Annotated in this window: 27 protein-coding genes and 1 pseudogene; 12 read left to right on the top strand and 16 right to left on the bottom strand. The window is 63.1% G+C overall.

From position 1 onward, the window contains the following. Nucleotides 1-18 precede the first annotated feature (18 nt). The 11 genes and pseudogenes from BPHY_RS43580 to BPHY_RS35000 all read right to left on the bottom strand — a co-directional run. A pseudogene (locus tag BPHY_RS43580) lies at nt 19-207 on the bottom strand (NAD-dependent dehydratase); the annotation flags it as partial. A 125-nt stretch (nt 208-332) separates the two neighbouring features. Further along, on the bottom strand, nt 333-1,607 hold the full coding sequence (locus BPHY_RS35045) for a haloacid dehalogenase-like hydrolase (RefSeq protein ID WP_012406219.1): 1,275 nt from the start codon (nt 1,605-1,607) through the stop codon (nt 333-335). Between the two features lie 568 nt (nt 1,608-2,175). Beyond that, the gene (locus BPHY_RS35040; protein ID WP_012406218.1) at nt 2,176-2,529 is read right to left on the bottom strand and encodes a RidA family protein; all 354 of its coding nucleotides are present in this window, start codon (nt 2,527-2,529) and stop codon (nt 2,176-2,178) included. A gap of 59 nt (nt 2,530-2,588) precedes the next feature. Next, complete coding sequence (locus tag BPHY_RS35035; protein ID WP_012406217.1) at nt 2,589-3,770, bottom strand: NAD(P)/FAD-dependent oxidoreductase; 1,182 nt, start codon at nt 3,768-3,770, stop codon at nt 2,589-2,591. Then, nucleotides 3,763-5,193, bottom strand: coding sequence for an FAD-dependent oxidoreductase (locus BPHY_RS35030; protein ID WP_012406216.1), 1,431 nt, complete (start codon nt 5,191-5,193; stop codon nt 3,763-3,765). Before BPHY_RS35030 ends, BPHY_RS35035 begins: the two co-directional genes overlap by 8 nt. Then, entirely contained in the window at nt 5,183-5,524 is a 342-nt protein-coding gene (locus BPHY_RS35025) for a (2Fe-2S)-binding protein (RefSeq protein ID WP_012406215.1), read from the bottom strand. Before BPHY_RS35025 ends, BPHY_RS35030 begins: the two co-directional genes overlap by 11 nt. Before the next feature lie 7 nt (nt 5,525-5,531). After that, nucleotides 5,532-6,668 (bottom strand): NAD(P)/FAD-dependent oxidoreductase, encoded by a 1,137-nt coding sequence (locus BPHY_RS35020; RefSeq protein ID WP_012406214.1) that lies wholly within the window; start codon nt 6,666-6,668, stop codon nt 5,532-5,534. Further along, on the bottom strand, nt 6,665-7,462 hold the full coding sequence (locus BPHY_RS35015; RefSeq protein WP_012406213.1) for an ABC transporter permease: 798 nt from the start codon (nt 7,460-7,462) through the stop codon (nt 6,665-6,667). The genes BPHY_RS35020 and BPHY_RS35015 overlap by 4 nt, the downstream gene beginning before the upstream one ends. A gap of 4 nt (nt 7,463-7,466) precedes the next feature. Further along, nucleotides 7,467-8,339 carry an ABC transporter permease gene (locus tag BPHY_RS35010; RefSeq protein WP_012406212.1) on the bottom strand — a complete coding sequence of 291 codons (873 nt, stop codon included), beginning with the start codon at nt 8,337-8,339 and terminating at the stop codon, nt 7,467-7,469. Further along, nucleotides 8,326-9,396 carry an ABC transporter ATP-binding protein gene (locus BPHY_RS35005; RefSeq protein ID WP_012406211.1) on the bottom strand — a complete coding sequence of 357 codons (1,071 nt, stop codon included), beginning with the start codon at nt 9,394-9,396 and terminating at the stop codon, nt 8,326-8,328. Before BPHY_RS35005 ends, BPHY_RS35010 begins: the two co-directional genes overlap by 14 nt. A gap of 73 nt (nt 9,397-9,469) precedes the next feature. After that, the gene (locus BPHY_RS35000; RefSeq protein ID WP_012406210.1) at nt 9,470-10,534 is read right to left on the bottom strand and encodes an ABC transporter substrate-binding protein; all 1,065 of its coding nucleotides are present in this window, start codon (nt 10,532-10,534) and stop codon (nt 9,470-9,472) included. A gap of 135 nt (nt 10,535-10,669) precedes the next feature. Here BPHY_RS35000 and BPHY_RS34995 point away from each other — a divergent pair, with 135 nt between their 5' ends. Beyond that, a complete protein-coding gene (locus BPHY_RS34995; RefSeq protein WP_012406209.1) occupies nt 10,670-11,632 on the top strand; it encodes a LysR substrate-binding domain-containing protein in 963 nt (320 codons plus the stop codon). A 426-nt stretch (nt 11,633-12,058) separates the two neighbouring features. Here BPHY_RS34995 and BPHY_RS34990 read toward each other — a convergent pair whose 3' ends face one another. Both BPHY_RS34990 and BPHY_RS34980 read right to left on the bottom strand, forming a co-directional pair. Next, complete coding sequence (locus BPHY_RS34990) at nt 12,059-12,706, bottom strand: response regulator (protein WP_012406208.1); 648 nt, start codon at nt 12,704-12,706, stop codon at nt 12,059-12,061. Between the two features lie 316 nt (nt 12,707-13,022). Further along, nucleotides 13,023-13,274, bottom strand: a complete 252-nt coding sequence (locus tag BPHY_RS34980) for a hypothetical protein (protein ID WP_012406207.1) — start codon at nt 13,272-13,274, stop codon at nt 13,023-13,025. Nucleotides 13,275-14,052: 778 nt separating this feature from the next. Here BPHY_RS34980 and BPHY_RS34975 point away from each other — a divergent pair. After that, nucleotides 14,053-15,108, top strand: a complete 1,056-nt coding sequence (locus BPHY_RS34975) for a chemotaxis protein CheB (protein ID WP_244304947.1) — start codon at nt 14,053-14,055, stop codon at nt 15,106-15,108. 364 nt (nt 15,109-15,472) lie between these two features. Next, a complete protein-coding gene (locus tag BPHY_RS34970; protein WP_157686900.1) occupies nt 15,473-15,757 on the top strand; it encodes a DUF4148 domain-containing protein in 285 nt (94 codons plus the stop codon). A gap of 103 nt (nt 15,758-15,860) precedes the next feature. Here BPHY_RS34970 and BPHY_RS34965 read toward each other — a convergent pair whose 3' ends face one another. Next, on the bottom strand, nt 15,861-16,826 hold the full coding sequence (locus tag BPHY_RS34965; RefSeq protein ID WP_012406204.1) for a ribose-phosphate diphosphokinase: 966 nt from the start codon (nt 16,824-16,826) through the stop codon (nt 15,861-15,863). A 416-nt stretch (nt 16,827-17,242) separates the two neighbouring features. Between BPHY_RS34965 and BPHY_RS34960 the strand changes: the two genes are divergently transcribed. The 9 genes from BPHY_RS34960 to BPHY_RS34925 all read left to right on the top strand — a co-directional run bounded on the left by BPHY_RS34960 (nt 17,243) and on the right by BPHY_RS34925 (nt 24,799). Continuing rightward, on the top strand, nt 17,243-17,743 hold the full coding sequence (locus BPHY_RS34960) for a hypothetical protein (protein ID WP_012406203.1): 501 nt from the start codon (nt 17,243-17,245) through the stop codon (nt 17,741-17,743). Nucleotides 17,744-17,913: 170 nt separating this feature from the next. Further along, nucleotides 17,914-18,567, top strand: coding sequence for a dienelactone hydrolase family protein (locus BPHY_RS34955; protein ID WP_012406202.1), 654 nt, complete (start codon nt 17,914-17,916; stop codon nt 18,565-18,567). An 85-nt stretch (nt 18,568-18,652) separates the two neighbouring features. Beyond that, nucleotides 18,653-19,360, top strand: a complete 708-nt coding sequence (locus BPHY_RS34950) for a phosphoribosyltransferase (protein WP_012406201.1) — start codon at nt 18,653-18,655, stop codon at nt 19,358-19,360. A 94-nt stretch (nt 19,361-19,454) separates the two neighbouring features. After that, complete coding sequence (locus BPHY_RS34945; RefSeq protein WP_012406200.1) at nt 19,455-20,777, top strand: erythromycin esterase family protein; 1,323 nt, start codon at nt 19,455-19,457, stop codon at nt 20,775-20,777. Between the two features lie 51 nt (nt 20,778-20,828). Then, nucleotides 20,829-21,971, top strand: coding sequence for a hypothetical protein (locus BPHY_RS34940; RefSeq protein ID WP_244257578.1), 1,143 nt, complete (start codon nt 20,829-20,831; stop codon nt 21,969-21,971). 3 nt (nt 21,972-21,974) lie between these two features. Next, on the top strand, nt 21,975-22,949 hold the full coding sequence (locus BPHY_RS34935) for a hypothetical protein (RefSeq protein ID WP_012406198.1): 975 nt from the start codon (nt 21,975-21,977) through the stop codon (nt 22,947-22,949). A 78-nt stretch (nt 22,950-23,027) separates the two neighbouring features. Beyond that, entirely contained in the window at nt 23,028-23,480 is a 453-nt protein-coding gene (locus BPHY_RS34930) for a CBS domain-containing protein (protein WP_012406197.1), read from the top strand. A 235-nt stretch (nt 23,481-23,715) separates the two neighbouring features. Beyond that, on the top strand, nt 23,716-24,219 hold the full coding sequence (locus BPHY_RS40510; protein WP_012406196.1) for a BCAM0308 family protein: 504 nt from the start codon (nt 23,716-23,718) through the stop codon (nt 24,217-24,219). Nucleotides 24,220-24,334: 115 nt separating this feature from the next. Beyond that, on the top strand, nt 24,335-24,799 hold the full coding sequence (locus BPHY_RS34925; protein WP_012406195.1) for a CBS domain-containing protein: 465 nt from the start codon (nt 24,335-24,337) through the stop codon (nt 24,797-24,799). 62 nt (nt 24,800-24,861) lie between these two features. Here the strand turns inward: BPHY_RS34925 and BPHY_RS34920 are convergent, their stop codons facing one another. Then, entirely contained in the window at nt 24,862-25,113 is a 252-nt protein-coding gene (locus tag BPHY_RS34920; RefSeq protein WP_012406194.1) for an acyl carrier protein, read from the bottom strand. After that, nucleotides 25,110-26,258, bottom strand: coding sequence for a dihydrolipoamide acetyltransferase family protein (locus BPHY_RS34915; protein ID WP_012406193.1), 1,149 nt, complete (start codon nt 26,256-26,258; stop codon nt 25,110-25,112). Before BPHY_RS34915 ends, BPHY_RS34920 begins: the two co-directional genes overlap by 4 nt. Nucleotides 26,259-26,277 lie beyond the last annotated feature (19 nt).

Raw genomic sequence — 26,277 nt, 5'->3', positions numbered from 1 at the left:
GGGGTAAAGCAACGGGTTAACGACCATCGGACGTCTTAGGTCGGCATCCGTATGCCACCACGACACGAGCCTGTCGATACCTGGTTCCTTCAATTGATAGCGGCCCGCGATGTCCGCCCATTGCCTGCCCGCATTTTGCATGCGATGTTCAAGCGGACGCGTCTCACCGTCGAAAGGCGCGGGGTGACGACCGAACGTCTCTGCTAGCGGCTCCTGGTTTGCCGACCCGAGAACGGTCGGCTCGGGTCGGGCTGCTGCCCGACACGGCCGATCAATGGCGGAGGCGCCGGCCATTTCATGTGAGACCAGGTTCGGGCCATCGACGGTCCCAATCACGCCAGCAGCTTCCGCTCCGTCTTCCCGTACTTCACCGACTTCTCGTCCGGAATCATCAGCCCGGTGTGCTCGTCCCGCCCCTGCAGAATGAAACGCGCGTTCGGGTCGCCGAGCTGCTCGGCCGCGAGCTTGCTATCCGCGCCGATCTCGCCCTTCTTCATCCGGTTCACGATCACGCCGGCCGCCGTGTCCTTGAAGTCGCGCAGCATCCACGCGTCTCCGTCGCTGTCGCCGAACACGAGCAGCGGGCCATAGCCCTTCTTCGACTCCAGTTCGCCGCGAATGCCCACGGTCTTGCCCGGACCGTAGTTGAAGTGCCAGCCGTTCTTGTAGTCGCTCGTGTATTTGCCGTCCTTCATCTCCAGACGCATGCCGATCACGTTTTCCGGCGGCACGCCGTAGCCGTAGTTCGGATGGCCGGCAAACACGCGCACGACATCGTCGAGCGACGCGGTGCTCACGTACACGTCGATCCCGTTCGCACGCAGCGTATGCATCACCGCGCGAATTTCCTCGTGAATGCGGATGCCGTGGAAATGCTTGTCCGACACGACGCCAGCCTTGCCCGGAAGCGTACTCGGGCTTTGATACGCTACCTTGCGCAGCGCATCGCCGATTCCGTGGTCGTTCGACGCCTTCGCCATCGCCTGCATTTCGACAGGCGTCATGTTCCTGTAGAAGTAGATGATCCACTTGTAACCGACTTCGAGCGGATGCGTATCGCAGATCGCGTCGTACATGAAGTACAGCTTCGCGCGGAAATCCTTGAACTGGTCGGTTTCCTGGATCGCTTCCAGGCTCTTGTCGCCGGCGAGGCCCTTGTAGTTCGCATATAGCCAGCGGTAGTCGGATTCGACGTCGGCGGCGAGATCCTCCATCGTCACCGGTTTGCCTTCCACCGTCGTGTAGTCCTTCATGAACGGCCCCTTAGGCACGTCCTTCCACATCACCTGGACGAATTCATCCGGCGTCATCTTGTACTGCAGGTGATGGATCTGGTACATCAGCAACGCTTCTTCGCAGTCGTTCATGATGCACGTGTTGTCCCAATCGAACACCGCGTACGGACGGCGACTCGGGTTGTATTGCCTGCTTCTCACGCCGTGCTGATCGAGCACCGACTGCAGCCGTGCCGCGTTCAACGGCGACCAGCGGCCCGGGTCGAGCGAGTCGGCCGTCGGCTTCCCGGCTTCGGTTGCACCTGCTTTGCTGACGAGCGAGCCGGCCGCAGTGGCGACGGCAAGGGTGTTCAGGAACTGGCGGCGTTGCATGGCCTCTCTCTCCGTTGATATGACGACCCTGATTCCCGCTTGGGTTGCGCTCGGCCGTTGCGCACAACGGCCGGCGTTCGTTCTCACGCCCACGCCGCCGGACGAGGCGTTAGAGCCTCCTGGCGACAGCGCATGACCCTCTGAAAATATGACGGAAATATGACAACGACCCACCGCCTTGCGACGGCGAGCTGTCCCGGAACGACATGCGGAGGGATACGCTGCCGCATAACGCGTCTTTCCCGCAGTGGCTGGCACGCTCTTCCATGTGGCTGCGCCCGGCCGGCTTTCGATGCCGATCGCGAGACGGGTTGCAGGAGATAAATAGCGGGAGGTCAACCTTGAGGATGGTGCTGTCCCTGTCTGGCTGCCAGACGCAGACAGCAGTCTGAGCGACCGTTTCGGCGTCTGCTCACGGGGCTGTGGGAGGCATTGATCCGTACGAGATGTCGGGATCAAAGCACCGGATCTCGCACGAAAAGGTCGATTATCTCGAAGCGCGGGCCGCGGCACGTATCGGGTGGCGAACGCGTAAGCGCAGCGGCTTCGGCCCGCCGTGAAGCTGCCGTTACGCCAGCGCGACGACCGCGATCTCGACCAGCAATTCCGGCGCGGCGAGCTTCGCTTCGACGGTCGCGCGAGTCGGCGCGCAGCCCGGCGCAACCCACGCGTCCCACACGCTGTTCATGTCCGCAAAATCGCGCTCGATGTTCGCGAGCCACACCTGGGCCGACAAGAGTCGCGTCTTGTCGATGCCCGCCTTTTCCAGGAAGCCGTCGATCTTCGCCAGCACGCTCGCAGTCTGGGTTTTCACATCGGGCGCATGATCGTTCGACGTCTGGCCGCCGATGAACACGAGTCCCGCCGCCTTCACGACGCGGCTCATACGCTGATTCGTTTCGATTCTCACGATGTCGGACATACTTTGCTTTGCTCCTTGGTTTATTGCAGGAAAGCGCGCCGGGCAGCGCGCGGGTGTGATCAGTGCGCGTCGGCGCTGGCCGTCTGCTGCGGCACGGGCTGGCGCGTAAAGCGGTCGATTGCGAAGTCGTCGAGCGGCAGCGAAGCCTTGCCGTCGAGCACGAGTTCGGACACGAGCCGCCCGCAGGCCGGTCCGAGCTGGAAACCGCTGCCGCAATAGCCAAACGAATAGACGAGATCCGACGCGCGGCGGCTTGGCGAGATCACGGGCAGTGCATCGTCGGTGAATGCTTCGACGCCCGCCCACGCGCGGTTCACACCGAGATGCCGCAAATGCGGAAAGAGATCGACGACGGTATTGGCGCTGCGCACGAGCCGCGCGAAATCGACTTCACCATGCCGGCCGTGCAGATCGGCGATACCGATCAGCTTGCCGCCGATCACGACTGTGCCGTTGTCGAACTGCTTGAAAGACAACGGACGCCCCGTTGCACCCAGCGTCGCGCGGCAGAACGGCGCGACGCGATGCGTGACCATCAGCATCAGCCCTTCGGGATGCACGGGCACGCATTCACCCACCTGTTCGGCCAGTTGTCCCGCCCACGCGCCCGCCGTGACGACGAGTTTCTGCGCGCTGAACTCGCCGCGCGGCGTCCGCGCGAACCAGCGCGTGCCGCGCTGTTCGATGCGGCTGACGGGCGAGCCTTCGAAAAACGCCGCACCATGCCGCTGCGCGGCGAGCCGGAAGGCGGTGGTAGTCTTGAACGGCAGCGCATAGCCGTCGCGCTCGACCCAGATGCCGCCCGTCACATGGCGCGCGAGTGCAGGCTCGAGTTCGAGCACACTCGCGCGGTCGATCAGTTTTTCGTGCGTGAAGCCGTGCGCTTCGAGTAGCGCGACGCGGGCGCGGCACTCGTCGAGTTCGGCTTTCGTTTCGGCGATCTTCAGTTGGCCGGACGGCACGAAGCCGCCGTCGTCGCCGATCGTTTCCCGCAGGCTATGCCAGATTTCGCGCGACATCAGCGCGAGCGGAATCTCGGGCAGCGGCCGGCCGAGCGTGCGCACGCCGCCCGCATTGACGCCCGACGAATGCCGCGCGACGTAGTCGGCTTCGAGCACGATCACGCTCGCACCGCGCGCGGCCAGATGGAACGCGCTGCTCGAACCGTGCAGCCCGCCGCCGATCACCAGCACGTCGGCTTCGCGCACGGCGCTGGAAGAGGACAGGGCAGCGTCATTCACCGGCGAGTTCTCCGAGCGTCAGCGGCTTGATGGGCGGACGGATGCGGTAATGGCCGACTTCGCCCGGCGGCACCTTGCGCGCGTCGGCGATGATTTCGGTGACGGTCAGCCCGCACATGCGCCCCTGACACGGCCCCATCCCGCAGCGTCCGAACGACTTCGCCTGGTTCGGGCCGAGGCAGCCGAGTTCGACGAAACCGCGCACGTCGCCGGCCGTCACCTCCTCGCAGCGGCACACGACCACGTCGTCGCGCGGAATGCGGTTCGCGTCGCGGGGGCGGTACAGGCTGTCCAGAAACGGACGGATGCGCATCACGCTCTCCAGCGCGCGGCGGTGCGGCGCGGCTTCGCGCTCGCAGGTGGCGGCATCGATTGCGCCGAGCTGACAGGCGGCCTGCAGCGCGGCGAGCGCGCCCTGTTCGGCCGCCGCCAGCGCACCGCCGATACCGCCGCCGTCGCCTGCGACGAAGATGCCCGGCACGTCGAGTTCGCCCCACGCGCCGGTGGTGGGTGCGAAGCATAGCTGCGCGGCGTCCCAATGGTGTTGCGCGCGCAACGACAGCGTGAACTGCGTATTCGGCACGACACCTTGATGCAGCAGGACCACGTTCGCGTCGATCCGGTGCGCACGGCCTTGGGTCGTAAATCTCAGCGCGGCGGCGCGCTCGACACCTTGAGCGTCTTGCTTCGACTCGACGCACAGATCGTCGGCGGCTTCGTAGATGGGCACGCCCGCGGCGCGCAGCGTGCGGATCAGTTGCAGGCCCTTGCTCAGAAACGGCCAGGCGCGCAACGCCGACAGCAGATGTTTCTTCGCGCGCCAGCGGTCTTCATGACGCGTGGTGTCGACCAGTGCGCGGATCGGCACGCCGGCACGCACGTATTGCCAGCCGAGCAGATAGAGCAGCGGACCGCAGCCCGCCAGCACGGGCGGCTCGGCGGGCACCTCGCCCGCGCTTTTCAGCAGGATCTGCGCGGCGCCCGCCGTCAGCACGCCGGGCAGCGTCCAGCCGGGAATCGGGAACGGCCTTTCCAGCGCGCCTGTGGCCAGAATCACGCGGCGTGCGTCGAAGCTGCCGACCTTGCCGTCTTTCAGATAGTGCACGGCGTGGTCGCGCGTCACCTGCCACACGGACGCATGCGCGACATGCCGTGCGCCGGAGCGCGCGAAGGCGTCGGCGAGCGATGCGCCCGCTGCGTAGTCTGGGCCGAGAATCTCCTTGCGGCGCGCATCGGCGCGGCCGATCGCCCGATAGATCTGCCCGCCGACGGCATCCTGCTCATCCAGCAGCACGACGGACAACCCGGCGCGCGCGGCGCGCGTCGCCGCGCTCATACCGGCGGGACCGGCGCCGACCACGACGACATCGACGGCTTCCGAAGGGAAACTCGATGCGGGTTCTGCTGCGTGATCAGCGGGCATGAGCATCCTCCAGTGAGACATCGACAGGCGGGAGATCGCGCGCGCCTTCCTGCGAGCGGATGCGCATGCCGGCGCGCACCGTCACCATGCAGCTTTGCCGGCTCGGCACGCCGTCGATCTCGACGAGACACTCGAAGCACGCGCCCATCATGCAATACGGCGCGCGCGGCGCGCCCGAGACGGGTGTCGCGCGAAACCGCGCGATGCCGGCAGCGAGCAGCGCCGCCGCCACCGACCGGCCGCCCGGCACGCGCAGCGGCTGATCGTTGAACCAGATGTCGACGGGCGCATCGGCGCCCGGCAGGGCCTTGAAGAGCGGTGTGGAAGTCATGTCGGAATCAGTGAGCGGAAATGAGAGCAGGGGATTCGAGAAAGCGCGTGCCCGACAGCGCGGGGATTTCATCGGGCATCGCGCCGCCGGCGATCCACGGCGCGATGCGCAGCGCGTGCGCGGCGGCCAGCGTCACGCCGCTATGGCAGGTGACGACGAACGCGCCAGGATGACGCGCGGATTCGTCGTAGATGGGGAAGCCGTCCGGGCTGTAGACGCGCAGCGCGGCCCACGTGCGCACCAGCCGCACGTTCTTCAGCAGCGGAAAGGCGCGCACGCCGCGCCGCGCGATGTCGGACAGCACGGGCGTCGTGGTGAAATCGTTGAAGCCGACTTCTTCCATCGAATCGCCGAACTGCAGCGTGCCTTCGTCGGTTTGCCGCACGTTAAGCGTCGGGTAGTGCAGGAACGGCGCGACGCGCTCGCTGATCAGCACCTGGCCGCGGTTTGGCGCGACGGGCGCGTGCAGGCCGACATGCGGCGCGAGCACGCGATTGCCGAGCCCGGCAGCGAGCACGATGCGCGCCGCGCGATAGATGCCGCGCTTGCCTTGCACCGCGAAGCCGCTGTTCTCCGGTGTGATGCGCAGCGCTTCCTCGTTGTTCACGAGCTTCACGCCGCGCTGTTGCATGCCTGCGTGCAACGCGCGCAGCAGCTTGAGCGGATTGACGTGGCCGTCCATCGGCGTATAGCTTGCGCCGATCACGTCGGGGCCGACTTCGGGAATACGCTCGCGCACTTCGCGTGCATCGAGCAGTTGATACGGGTAGTCGCCCAGTTCACGCTGCAAAGTGCTGAGGCGCTTCGCGCGCTCGGCGATCTCGTCTTCGGAGAAGAGGAAATGGAACCCGCCTGGCTGGCGCAGCGCGACGTCGATGCCCGTTTCGGCGAGCAGCGCATCGGCGAGCGCGGGCCAGCGTGTAGCCGAGCTGCGCGACCAGCGCGCATACGGCGACAGTCCATAACCCTTGCCCTGAATCCAGACCAGCCCGAAGTTGCCGCGCGACGCGCGGAACGCGCCGTCGTCCTGATCGAGCACGGTAACGTTCGCGCCTTCGCGCGCAAGGCCCCAGGCAACGGCGGAACCGACCAGTCCGCCGCCCAGCACTAGCACGTCGGGTTTGGCGGAAGCGTTGTGCTTCATCGAGCTTCTCCGATAAGGATGCGGTCCAGTCCGACCATGCGGTCGAGCAGCACCATCAGCAGAACCGTGCCGACGATCAGCACCGCCGACACGGAAGCAACGAGGGGATCGATGGTCTGCGCGATCTGGTTGTACATGGCGACGGGCAGCGTGGTCGTGCCGGGTGTCGCGACGAATATGGTCATCGTCAGTTCGTCGAAACTCTGGATGAACGAGAGCACCCAGCCGCCCGCGACGCCCGTGCGGATCATCGGCAGCACGACGCGGCGAAACGCGGTGAAGCGGCTCGCGCCGCACGACAGCGCCGCGCGTTCGGCATCGCGGTCGAGCCCGACGGCCGACGACAACGCGAGGCGCAGCGCATATGGCAGCACGATGATCACGTGTGTCGCGACCAGCGCCCAGAACGAGCCGCTCAGATGCAGCAGCGACAGGAAGCGCAGGAACGCGATGCCGAGCACGACGGCGGGAATCATCATTGGCGAGAGAAAGAAGCTCATCAGCGCGGCGCGGCCCGTGAAGCGGTAGCGCGCAATCGCCAGCGCGGCGGGCACGGCGAGCGCGACGCCGATGGTCGCCGCCGCGAACGCCAGCCGCACGGAGAGCCAGAACGCCGACACGATGTCGCCGTTCTCGAGAATCGCGCGAAACCAGCGCAGCGACGCGCCGTCGAAAGGCATCGAAATGAAGCCCTTGTCGGTAAACGCGACCAGCATCACGACGACGAGCGGCGCAAGGATGAAAGTGAGGAACAGCGCGTTGAACAGCAGGCCCCAGAATCCGTTCTGTCTCATGGCGTCACTCGAAAATATGCTTGAAACGGCGTTCGGCGAGGCGGCTGCAACCCATCACAATCGCGACGTTCGCGATCAGCAGCAGCACGGCGATGCTCGCGCCGAGCGGCCAGTTGAGCGTGCCGAGAAATTCGTCGTAGGCGGCCGTGGCAACCACTTTCAGACGGCGCCCGCCGATCAGCGCAGGCGTCGCGAACGCCGACGCCGACAGCGCGAACACGATGATCGAGCCGGACAGCACGCCGGGCAGGATCTGCGGCAGCACCACGCGGCGGAACACGCGCAGCGGCGAGCCGCCGAGCGACAAGCCGGCCCATTCCACTTGCGGATCGAGCTTTTGCAGCGTCGCCCACACCGACATCACCATGAACGGCACCAGCACATGCGTGAGCGCGATGATCATGCCTGTCATCGTGAAGACGAGGCGGATCGGCTCGGAAGTAATGTGAAAGGCTTGCAGTGCGTTGTTCAGCACGCCGTTGTTGCCGAGCAGAATCTGCCAGCCGAGCGTGCGCACGACCACCGAGATCAGCAGCGGGCCGAGCACGATCAACAGACACAACGACTGCCAGGGCCGTTTCATGCGCGCGAGCACGATCGTCTCGGGCACGCCGAGCAGCACGCTCAGCAACGTCACGGCCAGCGCGAGGCCCGCCGTGCGCAGGAAGATTTCGCCGTAGTACGGATCACTCAGCACTTCGGCGTAGTTCTTGAGCGTATATGCGGCCTCGACGCCCGCCACGTCGCTGAATACGCGGAACGACAGCAGCAGCGTCAGCACGAGCGGCACGAACAGCAGGGCGCCGAACAGCAGCAGCGCGGGCGACGACAGCAACCACGGCGCGGCGCCTGCGCGCGAGTCCTCAAGCGTTGCCATGGGCGCTCTCCCGGGTCAGCACGCGCAAGTCGTCGTCGGTGAACGAGAGACCGACTTCGTGGCCTTCGTCGGGCGGCGGCGCGCCGTAATTCGGCTGCGCGATATGCAGCTTGCCGAGCGCCGTATCGACTTCGAGCAGCCACTGGTTGCCGATGAACACGCGGTTCGCCACGCGTCCTTGCATGCGTGCATCGCCATTGGCGAGGCGCACCTTCTCGGGACGGATATAGACGTGCACCGCGCCTTCCACGTCGCGGCCTTCGTGCGGAACATGCAGCGTGGTGCCCGCCACGTCTACCACCGCGCAGCGCGGATTGCGCGCCCGCACTTCGCCCGGCAACGTATTGGTGCGGCCGAGGAAGGTCGACGCGAACGGCGTGGCAGGGCGCTCGTACGCATCGAACGGCGTGCTCAGCTGCGCGATGCGCCCCTTGTGCAGCACGGCGATGCGGTCGCTCATCGTCATCGCTTCGACCTGGTCGTGCGTGACGAGGATCGTCGTGATGCCGAGTTGCTTCTGGATCGTGCGCAGTTCGATGTGCATTTCCTCGCGCAGCTTCGCGTCGAGATTCGACATCGGTTCGTCGAGCAGCAGCAGGTCGGGGCGCATCGCCAGCGCCCGCGCAATCGCGACGCGCTGGCGCTGGCCGCCCGACAGTTCCTTCGGATAACGCGCGTCCAGCCCTTTGAGCCGAACCAGATCGAGTGCTTCGGCGATGCGCACTGCGCGCTCGTCACGCTTCATGTTGCGCATTTCGAGGCCGAAGCCGACGTTGCCCGCCACCGTCATATGCGGAAACAGCGCATAGCTCTGGAACACGACGCCCATGCCGCGCCTTTCGGGGCGCTCGTGCGTGATGTCGCGTCCGCCGAGCGTGATGCGGCCTGCGCTCGGCGTGATGAAGCCGGCGATCATCTGCAGCGTGGTCGTCTTGCCGCAGCCGGACGGCCCGAGCAGCGATAGAAACTCGCCGCGTTCGACGGACAGATCGAGATGCTCGACGGCAGTGAAATCGCCGTAGCGCTTCGAGATGCCTTGCAGGGTGAGAAAGGTCATGGCGTCGGTCCTGTTCGGAGTCGGGCGTAGGAACTGTGAAGCGGCTAAAGCGGCTATGAGGCGGTTGCGCCGCTCAGCGTTCGACCGAGCGGTTCCAGCGCTCCGTCCATTCCGTGCGATGCTGGTTGATCGTGGCCCAGTCCATTGCAGTCAGCTTGCTCACCTGTTCCGGACCATACGGCACACGCGCCGCGACCTCGGGCGTCAGCTTGACGGTCTTGTTGACGGGGCCAAGTCCGATTGCTTGCGCCTGCATCGCCTGCACTTCGGGGCTCAGCAGATACTGGATGAACGCCTGCGAGAGCATGGGCTGTGCGTTCTCGGCGAGCGCGCAGGCCGCCACCTGCAGCGCGACGCCCCCTTCCTTCGGATACACGAACTTGAGCGGAAAGCCCGTGTTTTGCAACGCGACGGCGCGGCCGCTGCCATACGGCGCGATGATTACGTCGCCGGCCTGCATCAACCCGTCCATTTCGCCAGGCGTCGGTGCCCACGACAGCACGTCGGGTGCGACCTGTTTCGTCATTGCGTTGAAGCCTGGGTCGATGTTCTTTTCGCCGCCGCCGTTCAGACGCGCGAGCATCACGAGCGTATGCAGCCCATATGTGTTGGTGATGGGCGGTACGCCGAGTTTGCCCTTCAGGCGCTTGTCGGTGAGCGCCTGCCATGAATCGGGCGCGGGCAGGCCGAGCTTCTTGAACGCCTCTTCGTTGTAGCCGATGCCCGTCGCCACCATGCCGACGCCGACGGCCGTCGGGCCGAGCCGCGCAAGCGGGTAGAGGTCTTTCATCACGGGCGCATCCTCGACCTTCGCGCACAGGCCGAGCTGCATCGCCTGATACATGGGGCCGTCGTCCATCACCGCAACGTTGATCTGTTGATGGCCTTTCTGTGCCTGTAGCTTCGCGAGCGTATCGCTCGAATTGCCCGCCACATAGACGATCTTCACGTCATGCGCTTTTTCGAACGGCGGAATGACCTTCTGTCGATACAGCTGCTCGTTCGAGCCGCCGACGTTCGCGACATACAGCGTGGTTTCGGCGTGGGCGTGCAACGGAGCGGTCAGACAGACGACGGACAATGCGGAGGCGAGAGCGTGGAGCGTAGAACGGCAACGGCGGCGCAGCGATTCTTGCATGACGGCGATCTCCAGTCAGTGTGGGAATGGACGCTCTGGTGGCGTGTCCATGCATCACAGTCTGTGCCGCAATGGTCATATCGTCCAATACGAATAAAATAGCAATCCATACATGGTTGATATGGGTTGAAACCGATGAACCTGAAACATGTCGAGGCATTTCGCGCGGTGATGGTAGCCGGGTCGATGACGGCGGCGGCCAAAGCGCTTTTCACGTCACAACCGAATGTGAGCCGTCTGATCTCGCAGCTCGAGCGCGAGACCGGCTTGCTGCTGTTCCAGCGAAGCGGCGTGCGGCTGATTCCGACCAGCGAGGGCACGGCGTTTTTCCGCGAAGTGGAGCGCGCGTATGTCGGCTTGCAGGGGCTCGCGAATGCCGCTGCGCAGATCCGCAACCTGGGCAGCGGACGTCTGCGCATCGCCGCGATGCCTTCAGCGGGCCTCACGCTCGTGCCGCATGCGATCAAGCGTTTTCAGGCGCTACATCCCGGTGTGACCGTGTCGTTGCATGTCAACACGTCGGGCACGGTGAATCACTGGACGGCGTCGCAGTTCTGCGATCTGGGCGTGGCGGTGTACATCAGTGAGGCATCGAATTGCGATGTCGAAATGCTCTCCAAGGTCGCCGCCGTGTGCGTGATGCCCGCAGCGCACCGGCTTGCGTCAAAGGATGTCATCAAGCCTGCCGATCTCGAAGGCGAGTCGTTTATCTCTCTGTGTCACGGCGACGGCACGCGCGCGCAGATGGACGAGGTGTTCCTGCGTGCGGGCGTCGAACGCAAGCTCGCGATCGAGGCACAATACACAGCGATCTGCTGCGAGCTGGTGCGCTGCGGCATGGGCGTGACGCTCGCGCATCCGGGCGTGGCGCTGGACTTCGCCGGCCCTGACATCGCGATCCGGCCGTTCTCGCCGGCGGTGATGTTCCCGATGTATCTGCTGTTTCCACCGCATCGGCCGCGCGAGCGGCTGGCGTCCGCGTTTATCGAAGTGCTGCGCGAGGAGCACGACGAGCTGATGGAGAAGATGGCGCGGATCGTGCCGGATACATCGCCGAAGAAGACCCGCAAGCGAAGCGCGAAACGCGCTGTTCAATGACGTTGCCCCGAACCTGCCGGGGGTCCCCCGGCAACGCGGCGTTCAGGCCGTTACAGGTGGCACCGCTTTTATCCGCAGCCTGGAGGAAAGCCGGACATCCCGGAATCTGCATGTGCTGAAAGAGACTGTGCTTGACTGTTCATGCAGAAAGAAGAGTCGGTGCGAATTCGGGCGAGAGACATTCTTCGACGAAAGCGGCGAACTGACGCGCCTTGCTGCTTGCCATACAAAATGGAGGTGATGGCATCATTCCTGGATGCCGCATCCTAACGGACGCGTCAACGCGCCGGAACTTCCGATGCAACCGCTGTCGCTGCTGACATCAGAATCGCGATGGACCTCCAAGCTGCAATAAGTTAGTTCTTCGTACTGAGTGGCGAGTCACGCACGCATCCACCTGCATACGCCGGATACCCGGCTTGCTAGTTAGGCGTCCAGTTCGTCGTCGAAGAGTTTGTGCCGGACCGCGTAACGGATGAGCGCGCTTTCGTTCGCGGCCTGCATTTTTTCGATGATGTGCGCCTTGTGCGTGCTGACCGTCTTCACGCTGAGGCACAACTCATGTGCGATATCCGTGGTGCTCTGGCCTTCGACAATTCGTCTGAAGACATCAGACTCGCGGTCGGACAGCCGTTGATGTGGCATCGCCTCCGCCGGTTCATTCAGGTTCTGAGCGAACCGCTCGGCCATCGCCAGGCTCACATACACTCCACCGGACGCGATTTTCGTTATCGCTTTGAGCAACTCCTGGCTCGCGCTTTCCTTGGTCAGATAACCCGACGCGCCAGCCTTGAAGGCCCGGGAGGCGTATTGATGTTCCGCGTGCATGGTCAGCACCAGGATCCGCAGGGAAGGGTTCTCGTCCTTGATCTGCCTGATGAGCTCGATGCCGTTGCGCCCGGGAATCGACAGATCGAGCAGGAGTACATTTGCGCTGACGGAGCGCACCATCTCGAGGGTAGTTGCGCTGTCACACGCCTCACCAGCGACTTCGAATCCGCTGGCGTGAAGCAGGACCTGGCGCAAACCGTCGCGTACCACCGCGTGGTCATCTGCCAGCAAAACCTTGATCACGTCCCTTCCTCCTGTCGAGTGTCGCGTCACCGATTCTGGCGATGTGCGGCCACGCGCGCCTGCCTGACGTGTCGGCACTCCGGATGCCTTGCAGGCTCGCGGGAATTCATGGGCCTACGTGTGACGACATGCGCGGTCAACCTCGGCCATGCCGCGTTCAAGGGCGAACTGCCTTGCGTCGGCCGGGCTCTCGAAACTGCCGAGTACGGGCGATGCTCTTTCCCTGCCATCGGGCGACTGTACGATAAACATCGCGACATATTCGCCGCTCTCGTAGGCCGCCAGGGGCTGGAGAGAATGGCCGTTGTACTGAACTCTAAGGTTGTGCATCCATTCTCCTCAGGCGGTGCGATATCGCCGATAGACGCTCGAGCAGTTCCTGCTTTTTTGTTATGAGCTGCGCTGAGCTGCCGCCCGCGCACGTGTCCATAAGCCGTCTGTGCCAGTAGGCGGGATCGGTGATGAACCGATGTTCCGAAGTACAACCTGCGATGTTGAGGTTTTCCAGGCGTGTCAACACCGCCTCGATGTGAAGCAATTCCTGAACTTCGAGTTCATCGATGCTCATGGTTTAACTCCTCGGAAAGCCAAACCATTCATGTGATGTCGCTGTGCTGTGATCGTCCGTCCAGGGCAGCTTGCTCTTGGTTGCCTTCGCCCTTGTCGGCGGCCGCGTGGGTAAGTTTATCCACCGAGTTAGTGTTTTTGAATGACAGGCAGTAAGTTAGTAATGATCTGCTCGATATGATCCAGAATTGACGCATCTATTTCTGAACAGGCGCTGATCACTCTATGCGCAGCCTATGACGGGGCCCCCGGCAACGTGACAAGTGGAACGCCGGCGCGCAGCACGCAAAGGGCTATTCGGCAGACGAAATAATCGGCAATCACCTTTCAGTCTTCTATACGGACGACGGTATCGCTGCCGATAGGCCGTCGGGTCTGCTGGCCGATGGCAACAGGCGCCGGCTGAGGGAGGACCGTTACTAAAGTGGTTGCCTGAAAAGTACGATGTAGGCGTAGCCATGCACGACACACGTTTTTATGGCGTGCAGGCGCACCGCTGCGAATCGGCGCCCTGCTCTTCAACAGGCGAAGTCATTTTTTTCGACGTATTGCTGAAGCGTGGGACGCCGGACTCTGGTTGCACCAGTACTAGGGCGATGTAGGGATGTCCCTCGGGATTGCGCACGTCGTCATACCCATTAGCGGCGCGGTCGTACAGACGATTCCATAAAAGCGCCCCGATAGTCTTCCCGCTCAGTGCACTAACGGCTTGATGTATATCAACCGCGCGTCTTGCATCGACGGGATGATGATTGCTTCGGCCCATATGGCTGGAGCGAATGATGAAAGGACGTATCTTTGTCATCGGCGCATCGCAAGGCGGCATCGAGGCCATCTCCGCGTTGATTGCACAGCTCCCCGCGGACTTTCCAGCACCGGTGTTTGTCGCGCAGCACATCGCCGCCAGTAGCCTGGGAGGGTTGCCGCGGATTCTCGGCAGGGCAGGATCTCTGCCGGCCGCGCACCCGCGTGACATGGAGATCTTCGAACGCGGCAAGGTCTATGTGGCACCTCCAGACCGGCACATGCTCTTGCAGCGCGGATATGTGTGCCTGTCGCGAGGCCCGCGCGAGAATCACGTTCGCCCCGCGATAGATCCGCTGTTCCGATCTGCTGCCAGCGCATACGGAGCGGCCGTCGTAGGTGTGATCCTGACTGGGCATCTGGACGACGGCACCGCTGGTCTCATGGCCGTCAAGGACCGGGGCGGTGTCGCGATCGTGCAGGATCATGCCGAAGCCGTGGCGCCGTCGATGCCGCGTAGCGCGCACGCGCATGTGTCCATCGACCATTGCTGCACGCTGTCGAAAATGGGCGCGATTCTGGTTGATCTCGCGAGCGACGACGTCGGCTCACAAGTCCCGGCTGCCAACCCACTTATCGAAGTTGAAACTCGTATCGCGGCTGGCGAGCTGAATCTGGCAGAGTGGTCGCGGTTTGAGAAGCTTAGTGCACCTTCCGGGTTTCGCTGTCCGGCTTGCGGCAGTGCGCTCTTTGAGGTGCGTGACGACAGGATGATACGTTTCAGGTGCCGTGCTGGGCACGCATTCTCAGCCCGATGCCTACTTGAGGAGCAGGCGCAAATGAGAGAAAAGGCGATTGCCGGCTTGTATGATTTGCTCATGGAAGAAGCCACCCTTGCTTCACGTCTGCTCAATCTGAGTGGCGACGATGACTCCGGTCTGCGGACTGCCATCAGCGACCGGGTCAGCGATGCGAGACGGAATGCGGCACTGGCGGGTCAATGGCTCGCTTATCCGCAGGGCGGGCAAGCGCGACGGGAGCAGTCTTTGGCACCATCCAGAAATCCGTCGGACTTTGACTCCCGACGGTAGGCAGCATGCTCGAAGGAACATTCGGCGTGAGCGGTAACACGCTTATAGATAATGCTGCCATCGTTTTCCAGACTCGGGGCCTGCCGCTACTGCGAGCGTGACCCGTTTGATGACGCGTCGTGCGCGCTTGGCACTGAGGAATCGGCAAACATTGAGGTCATCGTGTCGGGAACGAAGATCACTGCCATAGGCGTGAACGCCCGAACGACGGCCGGATTTGCATGTGTCGGAACGAGGCAATGATAAGCGCAATCGACTGCTTCCGACGGGCGGATGGACGGCATCGCTGGTGCGACCGACAAGTCTTTGGCCGCCAGGTTGGAAGCGCTCGGGCAACGCATCTTCAATGCGAGTGGAGCACGCCATGCTTCTTGTATTCAGTCTGAGATTCGTAGCGATATCCGCGGCGGTGGCCACGTTGCTTGGTTTTCCAATTGGGGTTCACGCGCAGAGCGCGAACGCGGTGCCTTCGGCCGTGCAGTCGCCTGAAGGTATGGCCGCGGAATCTCGCGGCGGGGCGCTGGCTCCCGCCGAAATGTCAGGCAATAGACAGAAAACACGAGCACAGGTGAGGCAGGAACTGGAGCAAGCTCAAAAGAGCGGCGAGATGGATCGTATCAACGAGTTTTACGGCTTACCGCGGTGGTGACTGGACGCGTCACTGTTCTGCACTGATGTGTGTGCGCGCCCTGGCGTTCGGTTGCCACGCGCGATTCTGGGTGACGGTGACGCGCCTGCGCGCGCCTCACGTTTTACGCGGCGTCCACGTGCATGCGTGTTATCGCTTCGGCAATCAGCGGCGCGCTGTCGAGCACGGTGAGTCGCTCCAGAAAGGAGCCGTCGGGAACACGCCATGGCGCGACACTGTCGGTCACGACAACGCTCGTCAGCATGCCGTCGCCGAGTTTTTCGCACGCATTGGCCAGGAAAAGTCCATGGGTCGCCGCAGCGTGAATTTCGGTCGCACCTAGAGCACGGCAGTGGCCGGCGACCAGCGAGATCGTTGTGCCAGAGCCGATCAGATCATCGACGATGATCGCGCATCGCCCTTCCAGGTCGCCGACGACCGGCTTTGCCGCGATGCTGCCGCCGGCACGCAGCTTCCCGGCGAACGCCGCTTCCACGGGGCGAGCGAGAAGCTTCGAAAGCCGCACGCGAAAGTCTTCCGCGCGCCGCACGCCGCCTGCATCGGGTGAAACGACGGTCAAGGCAGTGTCGCGCAGGCGCGACGCAAACCACTGCGCGAGCAGCCCATTCGCTTCGAGATGCTCGGTGGGAATGCGAAACGCGTTCTGATAGGCCGCCAGATTGTGGACGTCGAGCGTGGCGAAGCGTGTTGCGCCCACGGCTTCGAACAGCTGCGCAACGTAGCGCGTGGTCACGGGATCGCGTGTCTGCGAACGCCGGTCCTTGCGCGCGTAGCAGAGGTAAGGCGCGACAACGCTCACGCGTGCAGCAGAGGCGTCGACCAGTGCTCCCACGAAAAAGAGCAGTTCACACAGCTTGTCGTTCACGGTATGGCCGGGCTCGGCGTAAAGCGAATGAATCACGTACACGTCGCGACCGCGCACGCTTTCGAGCGGGCGCATCTTGTGTTCGCCGTCCTCGAAAGGGCGCCACTCGTGATCGGCCAACGCAACGCCGAGCGCGCTAGCCACGCGCTGCGCGTACGCGTGACTGCCTGGCGGTGAAAAAAGCATCGGCGCGCTGTTCATCATGAAGACTCCCGTGAGCGGTTCACAACCGGTATCCGGCCGTGAGCGTGCGTTTGGTCCACATCGTGGCCGGTTAGTGGGCAGCGTGCTTGATCTATGTCAATCGCGAACGCGGCGCGCTTTTGCGCGCCTGGCGGGGCAGTGGCGACACGGCCGGCACGCTGGGCGCCTGGGTCCTGCGCTCATGCAGAACCCGGTTTGAGAACACCGCCTGGACGTCGGCGCGACCTAAGCGTTGATCCAGGTCATCGCCCTATGGTTGATCGATGTCAATCCGATGGGGCAGAGGACGGACGAGGATTTCAATTATTCCGTCTCGTGCCGCTAATGCCTTCGGCACAAGGCCTGTGCTGGTGCCGGAGCCGTGAATTCCCCACGCTGCTGTCTGCCAGGCCATGCGACGGTATGGGAGATTTCCGATGGACAAAGCTGGCCGTCCTGTTCGGCATCGCTGGCGTAACTGGCTTCGCCGATGTGTTCATGGCGCGTGCGTGTGCCTGATACTCGCCATCGGTACCACCTGGCTCGGCGCGATCTACGACTTCCCGGTAGACGCGGGTGTCGTGGCGGGTATGAACGCGCCGGAGTGCGCCGCAGTACGTGCGTTGCCGGCCGGTTCCCGCCTCGCTGCGGCACTCCCGGAAAGCGATCGCTGCCTGGCCTTCTTTATGTATCGCACCTCTTTTTCCAATGCGGCTGACGATGCTGCCTCGTACCAGACCTGGGTGCTTCAACGGCGCGTCGGCGAGTTCTGGCGACTGATCGGCTATGTCCTCATGTTGTGGTTGGTCATGCTGTGCATCGTCGCAATTATCGCGGCTGCGATAAAGGCGCTCGTTCTGGGCATACGCGATCGGTCGTCGGCCAGTGCTGACGCAGCGGCACGGCGACCCGGCGACCGCTCGCCCGGCCGTCCGTGAGCACACGGCATCACTCGCCGTCCGCGCTGGACCGTTGATCGAAGGCGACGCAAGCAGGCAGCAGATACGATGGTTCACGTAGCAGGCAACGCCGTCGTGTGCTATGGGGCATGCTCGCGGGTTATCGCACGCGGCGCCCTTGCGGAGCACGGTGATCTTAGGAGAGACAGATGCAAACGCTGCAGGTGGAGATTCCCGTTGATTACGTAAAGCTCGGCGGAATCCTGGATATCCCCGATAACCCGCGTGCGGTCGTCGTGTTCGCGCACGGCAGCGGTAGCAGCCGCTTCAGCCCGCGAAACCGGCAGGTGGCGGCGGGCTTGCAGCGCGCGGGTTTGGCAACGCTGCTTTTCGATCTGCTGACGCTCGAAGAGCAGCAGCACGACGAGGTCGACGCGACATACCGTTTCAATATCCCGCTGCTGGCGCGCCGGCTGGGCTCAACGCTTGTCTGGCTGCGGCAGAGGGCGGACGTCGCGTCGCTACGGGTGGGGCTGTTCGGCGCAAGCACAGGCGCCGCGGCAGCACTGGTCGCGGCGGCGGAAGGGAGCATCGTGGACGCGATCGTGTCGCGGGGCGGGCGGCCAGACCTCGCGCGCGAGGCGCTCGACTTGGTCTCCACGCCGACTCTGCTGATCGTCGGCGAACTCGACGCAGAGGTCATTAGATTGAATCGGAAGGCCGCCGTGCAACTGACCTGCGAGCATGACATCGCAATCGTGGCCGGCGCCACGCATCTGTTTGAGGAACCCGGCGCGCTTGACGAGGTGACGCGCCTTGCCGTTAGCTGGTTTGTACGCTGGCTGACTGCCCCGTCATCCTGAACGCCGAACCTCGCGGCACCGCGTGCGCTTTGGGCTACCTTGCATCGTCCGGAGGGGCGGCGCATCGCCGAGTGGACATCGATATATGAGTGACTTATTCCAGAATCGCACCGACGCGGGCAAGCAGCTCGCAGCCCTGCTGGAGCGTTATGCGGGACGCAATGATGTTGTCGTGCTGGCGCTGCCGCGCGGCGGCGTTCCTGTCGGTTACGAGGTGGCGCAGGCGTTGCGCTGCCCCTTCGACGTGCTTCTCGTGCGCAAACTCGGCACGCCGCATAACCCTGAGCTTGCGATGGGCGCCATCGCGACGGGCGACGCGATCTATCTCAACGAGTCGGTGCTGCGCGCTGTCCCTGTGAGCGAGGAGCAGCTCCTGGAGGCGATCGCGCGGGAGCGAATCGAGCTCGATCGCCGGGAGTCGGCCTACCGGGGGCGGCTGCCGCCCGCTGCCGTTGAGGACAAGACGGTCATCGTCGTGGACGACGGCATGGCGACGGGATCAACGATGCACGCCGCCCTCAATGCACTGCGCACCCGGCACCCAAAGCAGATCGTCGTCGCGGTGCCCGTGTGCCCGGCAGGAGCCGAAGCCTGTTTCCAGTCGATTGCGGACGACTTTGTCTGCGTGATGCAGCCGGACTGGTTCATGGGCATCGGCCAGTTCTACGCCGACTTCACGCAGACGGGCGACGAAGAGGTTCGGACCTGCCTCGCCGCCGCGCGAGACGGTCAACAGAACGCCGGGAGCGGCAACGGCGCGCGTGTGTCCTCGCCGGAGGGCGATCCGGATTGATGGGCATATCGGCTGGCGTGGCGCACAAGCCGTATCGCTTTGGCGGGTCCACTGTCGCCGCGCCACTTTCACGTAATTTATGGAGGGCCTCATCATGCAGCCATCCAAAACACCATTCCTTGCCGTGCGCGCGCTAGGACAGCGCCTGAACGGCGAACTCACGGACTATGACGCACTGGTGGAAATGGCGCGGGGCCGTGACCTCGTGCTGTTAGGCGAAGCGACCCACGGCACTGCCGAGTTCTATCGCATGCGCGCGGAAATCACGCTGCGCCTTGTCACCGAGTGTGGTTTCGACACCGTCGCCATTGAAGGCGACTGGCCCGACGCATGGCGCGTCGACCGTTTCGTGCAAGGAGAGGGGACGGACGACGCGGCGTCCGCGCTTGATGACTTCGATCGCTTTCCCGTCTGGATGTGGCGCAACCGGGAGGTACGCGACTTTATTGCGGCGCTGCGCGCAGTCAACGCGACGCGGCCGCGGGGCAAGCGGGTGGGCGTTTATGGTCTCGATCTCTACAGTCTCTACCGTTCCGCGGACGCGGTAATCCGCTATCTCGAAGGTGTGGACCCTGCAGAGGCGGCGCTGGCGCGCGAGCGCTACACGGCGCTGGACCATGTGCGGGAGCCGCAGGCCTATGGCTACGCGGCGGCGCTTGGCGTGCGGCCTGCCGCTCAGGCGGGCGCGGTGCGGCAACTCGTCCAGTTGCGCGCAGACGAATTCGACTATCTCGCGCGCGACGGCACCGACGCGCTCGACGCACAGTTCTTCGCGGAACAGAATGCACAGGTCGTCGTCAACGCCGAAGCATACTACCGTGGGATGTTCAGCAGCCGGCTGAACACCTGGAATCTGCGTGACGCCCATATGGCCAGTACGCTGTTCGCGCTGGTGCGCTACCGCCTGCGTCGAGGCGGCAGCGGCAAGGTGGTCGTCTGGGCGCACAACTCGCATCTCGGCGATGCTCGCGCAACGGAATCGCGTCGCCGAGGTGAGTGGAACCTCGGTCAGATCGTGCGCGAGAACGCGCAACATCGGGCGTTGCTGATCGGATTCACGACGTATACCGGGCATGTGTCGGCGGCTTCGCACTGGGAGGGCGAAGTCGAGCAGAAATGGGTTCGTCCGGCGCTACCCGATAGCTGGGAGCATCTCTTCCACGCCACTGGCTACGACCGCTTCTTTCTGCCGATGCAGGACGACGGCGCGCGCACGCTTGACGAACCCTTGCTCGAGCGGGCAATCGGCGTCCTGTACCTGCCTCAAACAGAGCGGCAAAGTCACTATTTCGAAGCGTCGCTCGCGTCACAGTTCGATGCGCTCTTTCACCTCGACGAAACCAGCGCCCTCGAGCCGCTCGAACCGGCGGCCGGCTGGCTCAAACGCGAGGAAAGCGCCGAGAGGCCTTTTGTATAGACGCCGCCATGCTGACAGCGGACGATGAACTGCCGCGACGTTGAGACACGGATGACTGATGCGATGAAGGCAGGGGGCGCTGGTTTTCGCAGGCAGAAGCTCAGGTTCAAACCCGAGCGAGAGCAAGGCGTTGCAGGCGGTGTGTCGTCTCAGCAGAAGATTGCACGACTTCGTGAGCGTACCGCATGGCCTGACCGGACCTGTCGGGTAGAGGTGATCGAGACGCATCTGTCATGGGTCTTCCTCACCGCCCGTCATGCGTGGAAGCTCAAGAAGCCCCGCCGCTCCGACGCAATCGATTTGCGCAGCATTGCTGCAAGAAAACGAAACGGCGAGATGGAGCTTCGTTTGAACCGCCGTTTGTCGCCATCAGTTTATCTAGGCGTCGTTCCTCTGACCGTCTGCGGCTACGGTGCGATGCGCGTCGGCGGATCGGGAAAAGTGGTCGACTGGCTACTCAAGATGCGGCGGTTGCCAGCCGGACTAATGCTTGACTGCGCGCTTGCGCGGGGCGCGGTCCACAAGTCCGATACTGCAAGGATTGTTCGAAAGCTCAGCGCGTTCTATCGCACGTTGCCTGGATCAAGCCTGAGCGGGTCCGCTTACCGAGCGCGCTTTCTGTCAGAGATCGCCCGCAACGAGTCGGTACTTGCCCGCATCATGAGCCGTCGGTCCGCTGAGGTGCGGCAGTTGTGCGACATACAGCGCGCGCTGCTGGCCGGTCTGACGGACCGGCTCGAATCGCGTGTCGCGCACGGCTGGATCAGGGAGTGTCATGGCGACTTGCGTCCTGAACACGTTTGCCTGACACGACCCGTTGCGATCATCGATTGCCTCGAATTTTCAGAGCGGTTGCGCACGATCGATACCCTCGATGAGGTGGGATTTCTCGCGCTCGAATGCGAGCGCCTGGGCGCCCTCACGGTCGGCAACGCGCTACTCGCTGCGTATGGCGCGTCGATGCACGATCCCGTCGATAAGCGCCTGCTGCATTTCTATCAAAGCATGCGCGCAACCGTTAGAGCAAGACTGGCCGCGGCTCATCTCCTCGAACCAGGGATCAAACGTGTGAGGCGCTGGCGCAAGCGTGCGTTGGCCTATCTGGAGTTAGGGTCGGCCCATGCGCGACAGTGCGCGGACGCATTCCAAATGGGTATGCAGGCGCCGATGCCGGATACTTTCTCCAAGGAGTAACAGGTGACTTACTTCGATGTGTTCAACGGCGACGCCGACGGAATCTGCGCGCTGCATCAGCTGAGGCTCAAGCATCCTGTCGACGCGCAACTCGTCACGGGAGTCAAGCGTGATGTCTGCCTGCTGGGTCGTGTGCATGCCCAAGCCGGCGACAGCGTCACCGTGCTGGACGTCTCTCTCGATGCAAACCGCGCTTCGCTCGTGTCGCTGCTCGATCGCGGCGTCAACATCGAATATTTCGATCATCACTTTCCGGGCCGCATTCCACACGATGCCCGGCTGGTCGCGCATATCGATACATCGGCCGATACCTGCACCGGTTTGATCGTGAATCGATATCTTCGGGGCGAGTACAGATTGTGGGCAGTGGTGGCGGCTTACGGCGACAATCAGGTGCATGCGGCGCATCAGGCCGCAATCGCTAGTGGGCTGCCAGATGCTGACGAACGGCGGCTGCGAGAACTGGGCGAAGCGATCAACTACAACGCGTATGGAGAGAGCATCGCCGACCTGATCGTCGACCCTGTCGCCATGTATCAGGACATTCAACCATTCGCTAACCCTTTGGATTTCATCGCCGCCACCCGTCTGCCGTGCCGCCTGACGCTGGCACGCAGGGAAGATATCGACTCTGCTTCGCGGCACGCGGCGGTGCAGCGGCTGGCGACCGTGTCGGCGTGCGTGCTGCCGGACGCCGCGTGGGCGCGTCGCGTGCGAGGCGAATTCGCCAACCTCATGGCAAGACGCGAGCCTTCACGCGGCCATGCTGTCCTCGTGCCGCGGCGAGATGGCAAGTATGTCGTCAGCGTGCGGGCGCCTTTGAATGCCCCGTGCGGCGCCGACCGCCTGTGCAGGCAGTTTGGCGGGAACGGAAGGCTGGCTGCCGCGGGCATCGACGGGCTCGATCCCGCTCGGCTCGACGCGTTCATCGCTGCCCTCGGCGAGATGTTCAACGGCGCACATTCTCCGCCTGCATGACATCGATCAAAGCCGGCTTGGCTCGCCCGGCTAGGCTGAATACATCACACCGACTGCCACCGAACCAGGAGAGCAGGTATGAAAGCCGGCGATATTTGCACGAGAGAGGTAATTACGTGCCCCTCGGGGACGACTGTCCTGGAGGCATGCAAGATCATGCGCGCCAATCATGTCGGCGATATCGTTGCCGTCGAGGCGACGCAGGAAGGCCAGGTGCGCCCGCGGGGAATACTGACCGACAGGGACATCGTTATCGAGGTTCTCGCACGAGAAGTCGATGCGGCCAAACTGTTCGTTCACGACGTGATGTCTTCTCCGCTCGTTGTCTCCTATGACTGGGAGGACGTTTGGCAGGTCGCGAAGCGGATGCGTTTGCATGCGATCCGACGGATGCCGGTTGTCGACAAAGCCGGGGAACTGGTTGGCGTCGTTTCGCTGGACGATCTGCTCGATTCGGCGTGCGCGTTGCTGTCGGAGGTGTCGCTCGTGACGGGGCGGCAACCGCACTTTGAACTGAAGCACCGCGCGTGAGCGGACGTGATGGCCTGGGCTGGACTATGCGCTTGCTCCATAGTCTTACCGGGTGCAGAACGGCTGGATCACCGCTATGCAAGGTTGCCGCAAAAGCGCGTAGACGAGATGAGATGTGGGTTGATATCGGTCAATCAAGGAGGGCGCAGATGATCGAAGATAGTTCATCTGATCAGCGAAACAGACTGGAAGAACGCGCTGTGCAGTTCACGGAAATTTCATCTGGAGGCCAATCATGACAGATTCTCGTAGCCGGAGCGCGTCGACGATGCGGCGAGACCAACGATACCAGCCACATACGACCGATAGCTATCGCTCGCCGGCTCGTGTGCAGGGAGGCACGGGCTGCCGGGAGTGTGGCGCCGTGTATGAAAATGGACGTTGGACGTGGAGTGCAAACGCGGAACACACAAGTCAGCTGGTTTGCCCAGCTTGCCGACGGATACTTGAACACGCACCCGCAGGCGAGCTATGGCTGGAGTCGGGAGCGTACCTCGTTGCACATCACGATGAGGTTGTGTCACTCCTGCGGCACGAGTCTGCAAATGAAGAGAAGCGTCATGCTCTGGAACGATTGATGAACATTGAAGAAGAGGCGGAAGGAATTCGAGTGACGACTACCGGCCCTCACACGTTACGAAGGCTTTCCGAAGCGCTCGTTCGCGCACATCACGGACACCTTTCCATCGAGTACCGCGACGGCGAGGGCGTGCTGCGTGCGCGTTGGAGCCGGCAATAACGCATGGCGTCAAGCGGGCCGCCCGGGGTTGACGGCATCGCGCGGATATCAGAGTCATGACAGGCGATGCCTCTCACGCTTGCAAGTGTGGCGTCGCGAGTTCCAGGAGATTGCAATGAAAGTCAGTGAATTCCATTCACAAGGCGTGGTGCATATTCCAGCAACCTGCAGTCTGCAGGAGGCGGCCGTGCAGATGCGAGACCAGCATGTCGGCGCACTGGTCGTATCGGAAGGCAACGGCTCAGGCCGCATACTCGGCGTCATCACCGACCGGGACATCGTATTGCAGTCGGTTTGCACCGGATCGTCGCCCATCACTGTGCGAGTAGGCGACGTGATGAGCCCACACATTCTCTCTATCGACGTGAACGCGGACATCACGGAGGCGATGCAGACCATGGCAAGCCACGGCGTGCGCCGGTTGGCGGCGATCAGAAATGGTAGCGACATCGTAGGGATATTGTCTCTCGACGATGTGATCACAGCGCTCGGGCGCGAGTGGGTTCTGCTGACCAACATCCTGCGCAACGAGCAGAATCGCGAGGCGTCCGGTAGCGTACAGACGCCTTTGCACGCGTGAGGTCCGTATGACCGGAAAGGAAAGACGGGTCTTTCGCTGCAGCGCATCCCCTCCGGACATCGCTACTGGACCTTACGCGCTGCTTCCAGATACGCGATGACATCGGCAAGCGTGACGAGGCGCCCGTAATCGGCTTCGGGTATGTCGACACGAAGCTTCTCGTGAAGACCTGTCAGGAAGTTGAGCCAGTCCATCGAATCAAGATCGACTTGTTTGCGCAGCGGGCGATCGTCGCGCAATGCCGTGATGTCTACCTCGGGCGCGATCGTCTGAAGCGTGCCCAGCACGATGGCACGAATGTCGGGGTGATTCATCGATCGAGCTCCTCAGGATGTTGCAAGGCATCGCTCAGTTCAAGAAGAAAGAGCGCGCCACGGTGGCCGTCGGACACCCGGTGGTCGGCCGACAGCGTGGCTGTCACTGTGGGGAGTATCGTGACTTCGCCATTATGTGCCCACGGACGTTCGATGACGCGGCCAAATCCGACCAGCGCAACCTGTGGTGGGTAAATGACGCCGAACACTTCGCAGGTTCCCTGATCGCCGAGATTCGTCACGGTAATGGTGGCCTCTGACAGTTCGGAGCTGCGCAGAGAGCCGGCGCGGCAACGTTTCGTGAGATCGGCCAGTTCCCGCATGAGTTGCAGTAACGTCTTGGTCTCGGTGTCGAGCAAGGCTGGCGCGACGAGACCTCCGTGGCGCAATGAGATCGCCACCCCGACGTGAGTCTTGCTGGCTGAAAGGAATGAGCCTGCACGATAGAAGCCGTTGAGTTCCGGAAAACGTTTCAGCGTTACGGCCACCGCTTTGAGTAACAGGACTGCAAGCAAGACCCGATCATCGATCGAGCGTCTCGCATTTTCGGCCTGAAGCCATTTGAGCGCTGTTCCGAGCGGGATCGTTTCGCTGACGTAGTAGTGAGGAATTTCCCGTTTCGAGCGTTCCATCGCACTCGCGATCACGGTTCTCATCGCTGCAAGCCTGTCGCCGGCAGGCGCAGCCCTGATGTCCGCGGCGCCGCGCCTGGCGTGTTCTACGTCGTCGTATGTCACCGAACCGCCCGGCCCGCTACCCACGACGCTGTCGAGGTCGACATGACATTCGTGAGCGTGCTTGCGCGCCGCAGGTGAAACCTTGCGGCGCTGCGCAACGGCATCGACAGACAGCGGGGAGCCCGCCGCGGATATCGCTCCCGTTCGCTTCTTCAGTTCTGACGCGGATTCGCCGCGCTCCAGAAAAATTGCCATCGGCGTGCCCACGGGTATTTTCTCGCCGGGCTCCGTGATCAGTTCGTATACCGTTCCCTCATACCAGCTTTCGATATCGACGGCCGCTTTGCTGGTGTCGACGATGGCCACGATCTGACCTTTGGTGACCGCGTCACCGGGCTTTATCTTCCATTCGAGGAGCGTGCCTTCGTCCATGTCGGCTCCCATCGAAGGCAACGTGAACTCGATCATGCGTCCTCCTGCCTGCGTT

It is taken from the genome of Paraburkholderia phymatum STM815, from assembly GCF_000020045.1.
GTDB lineage: Bacteria > Pseudomonadota > Gammaproteobacteria > Burkholderiales > Burkholderiaceae > Paraburkholderia > Paraburkholderia phymatum.
This window is presented reverse-complemented; position numbering and strand designations above follow the sequence as displayed.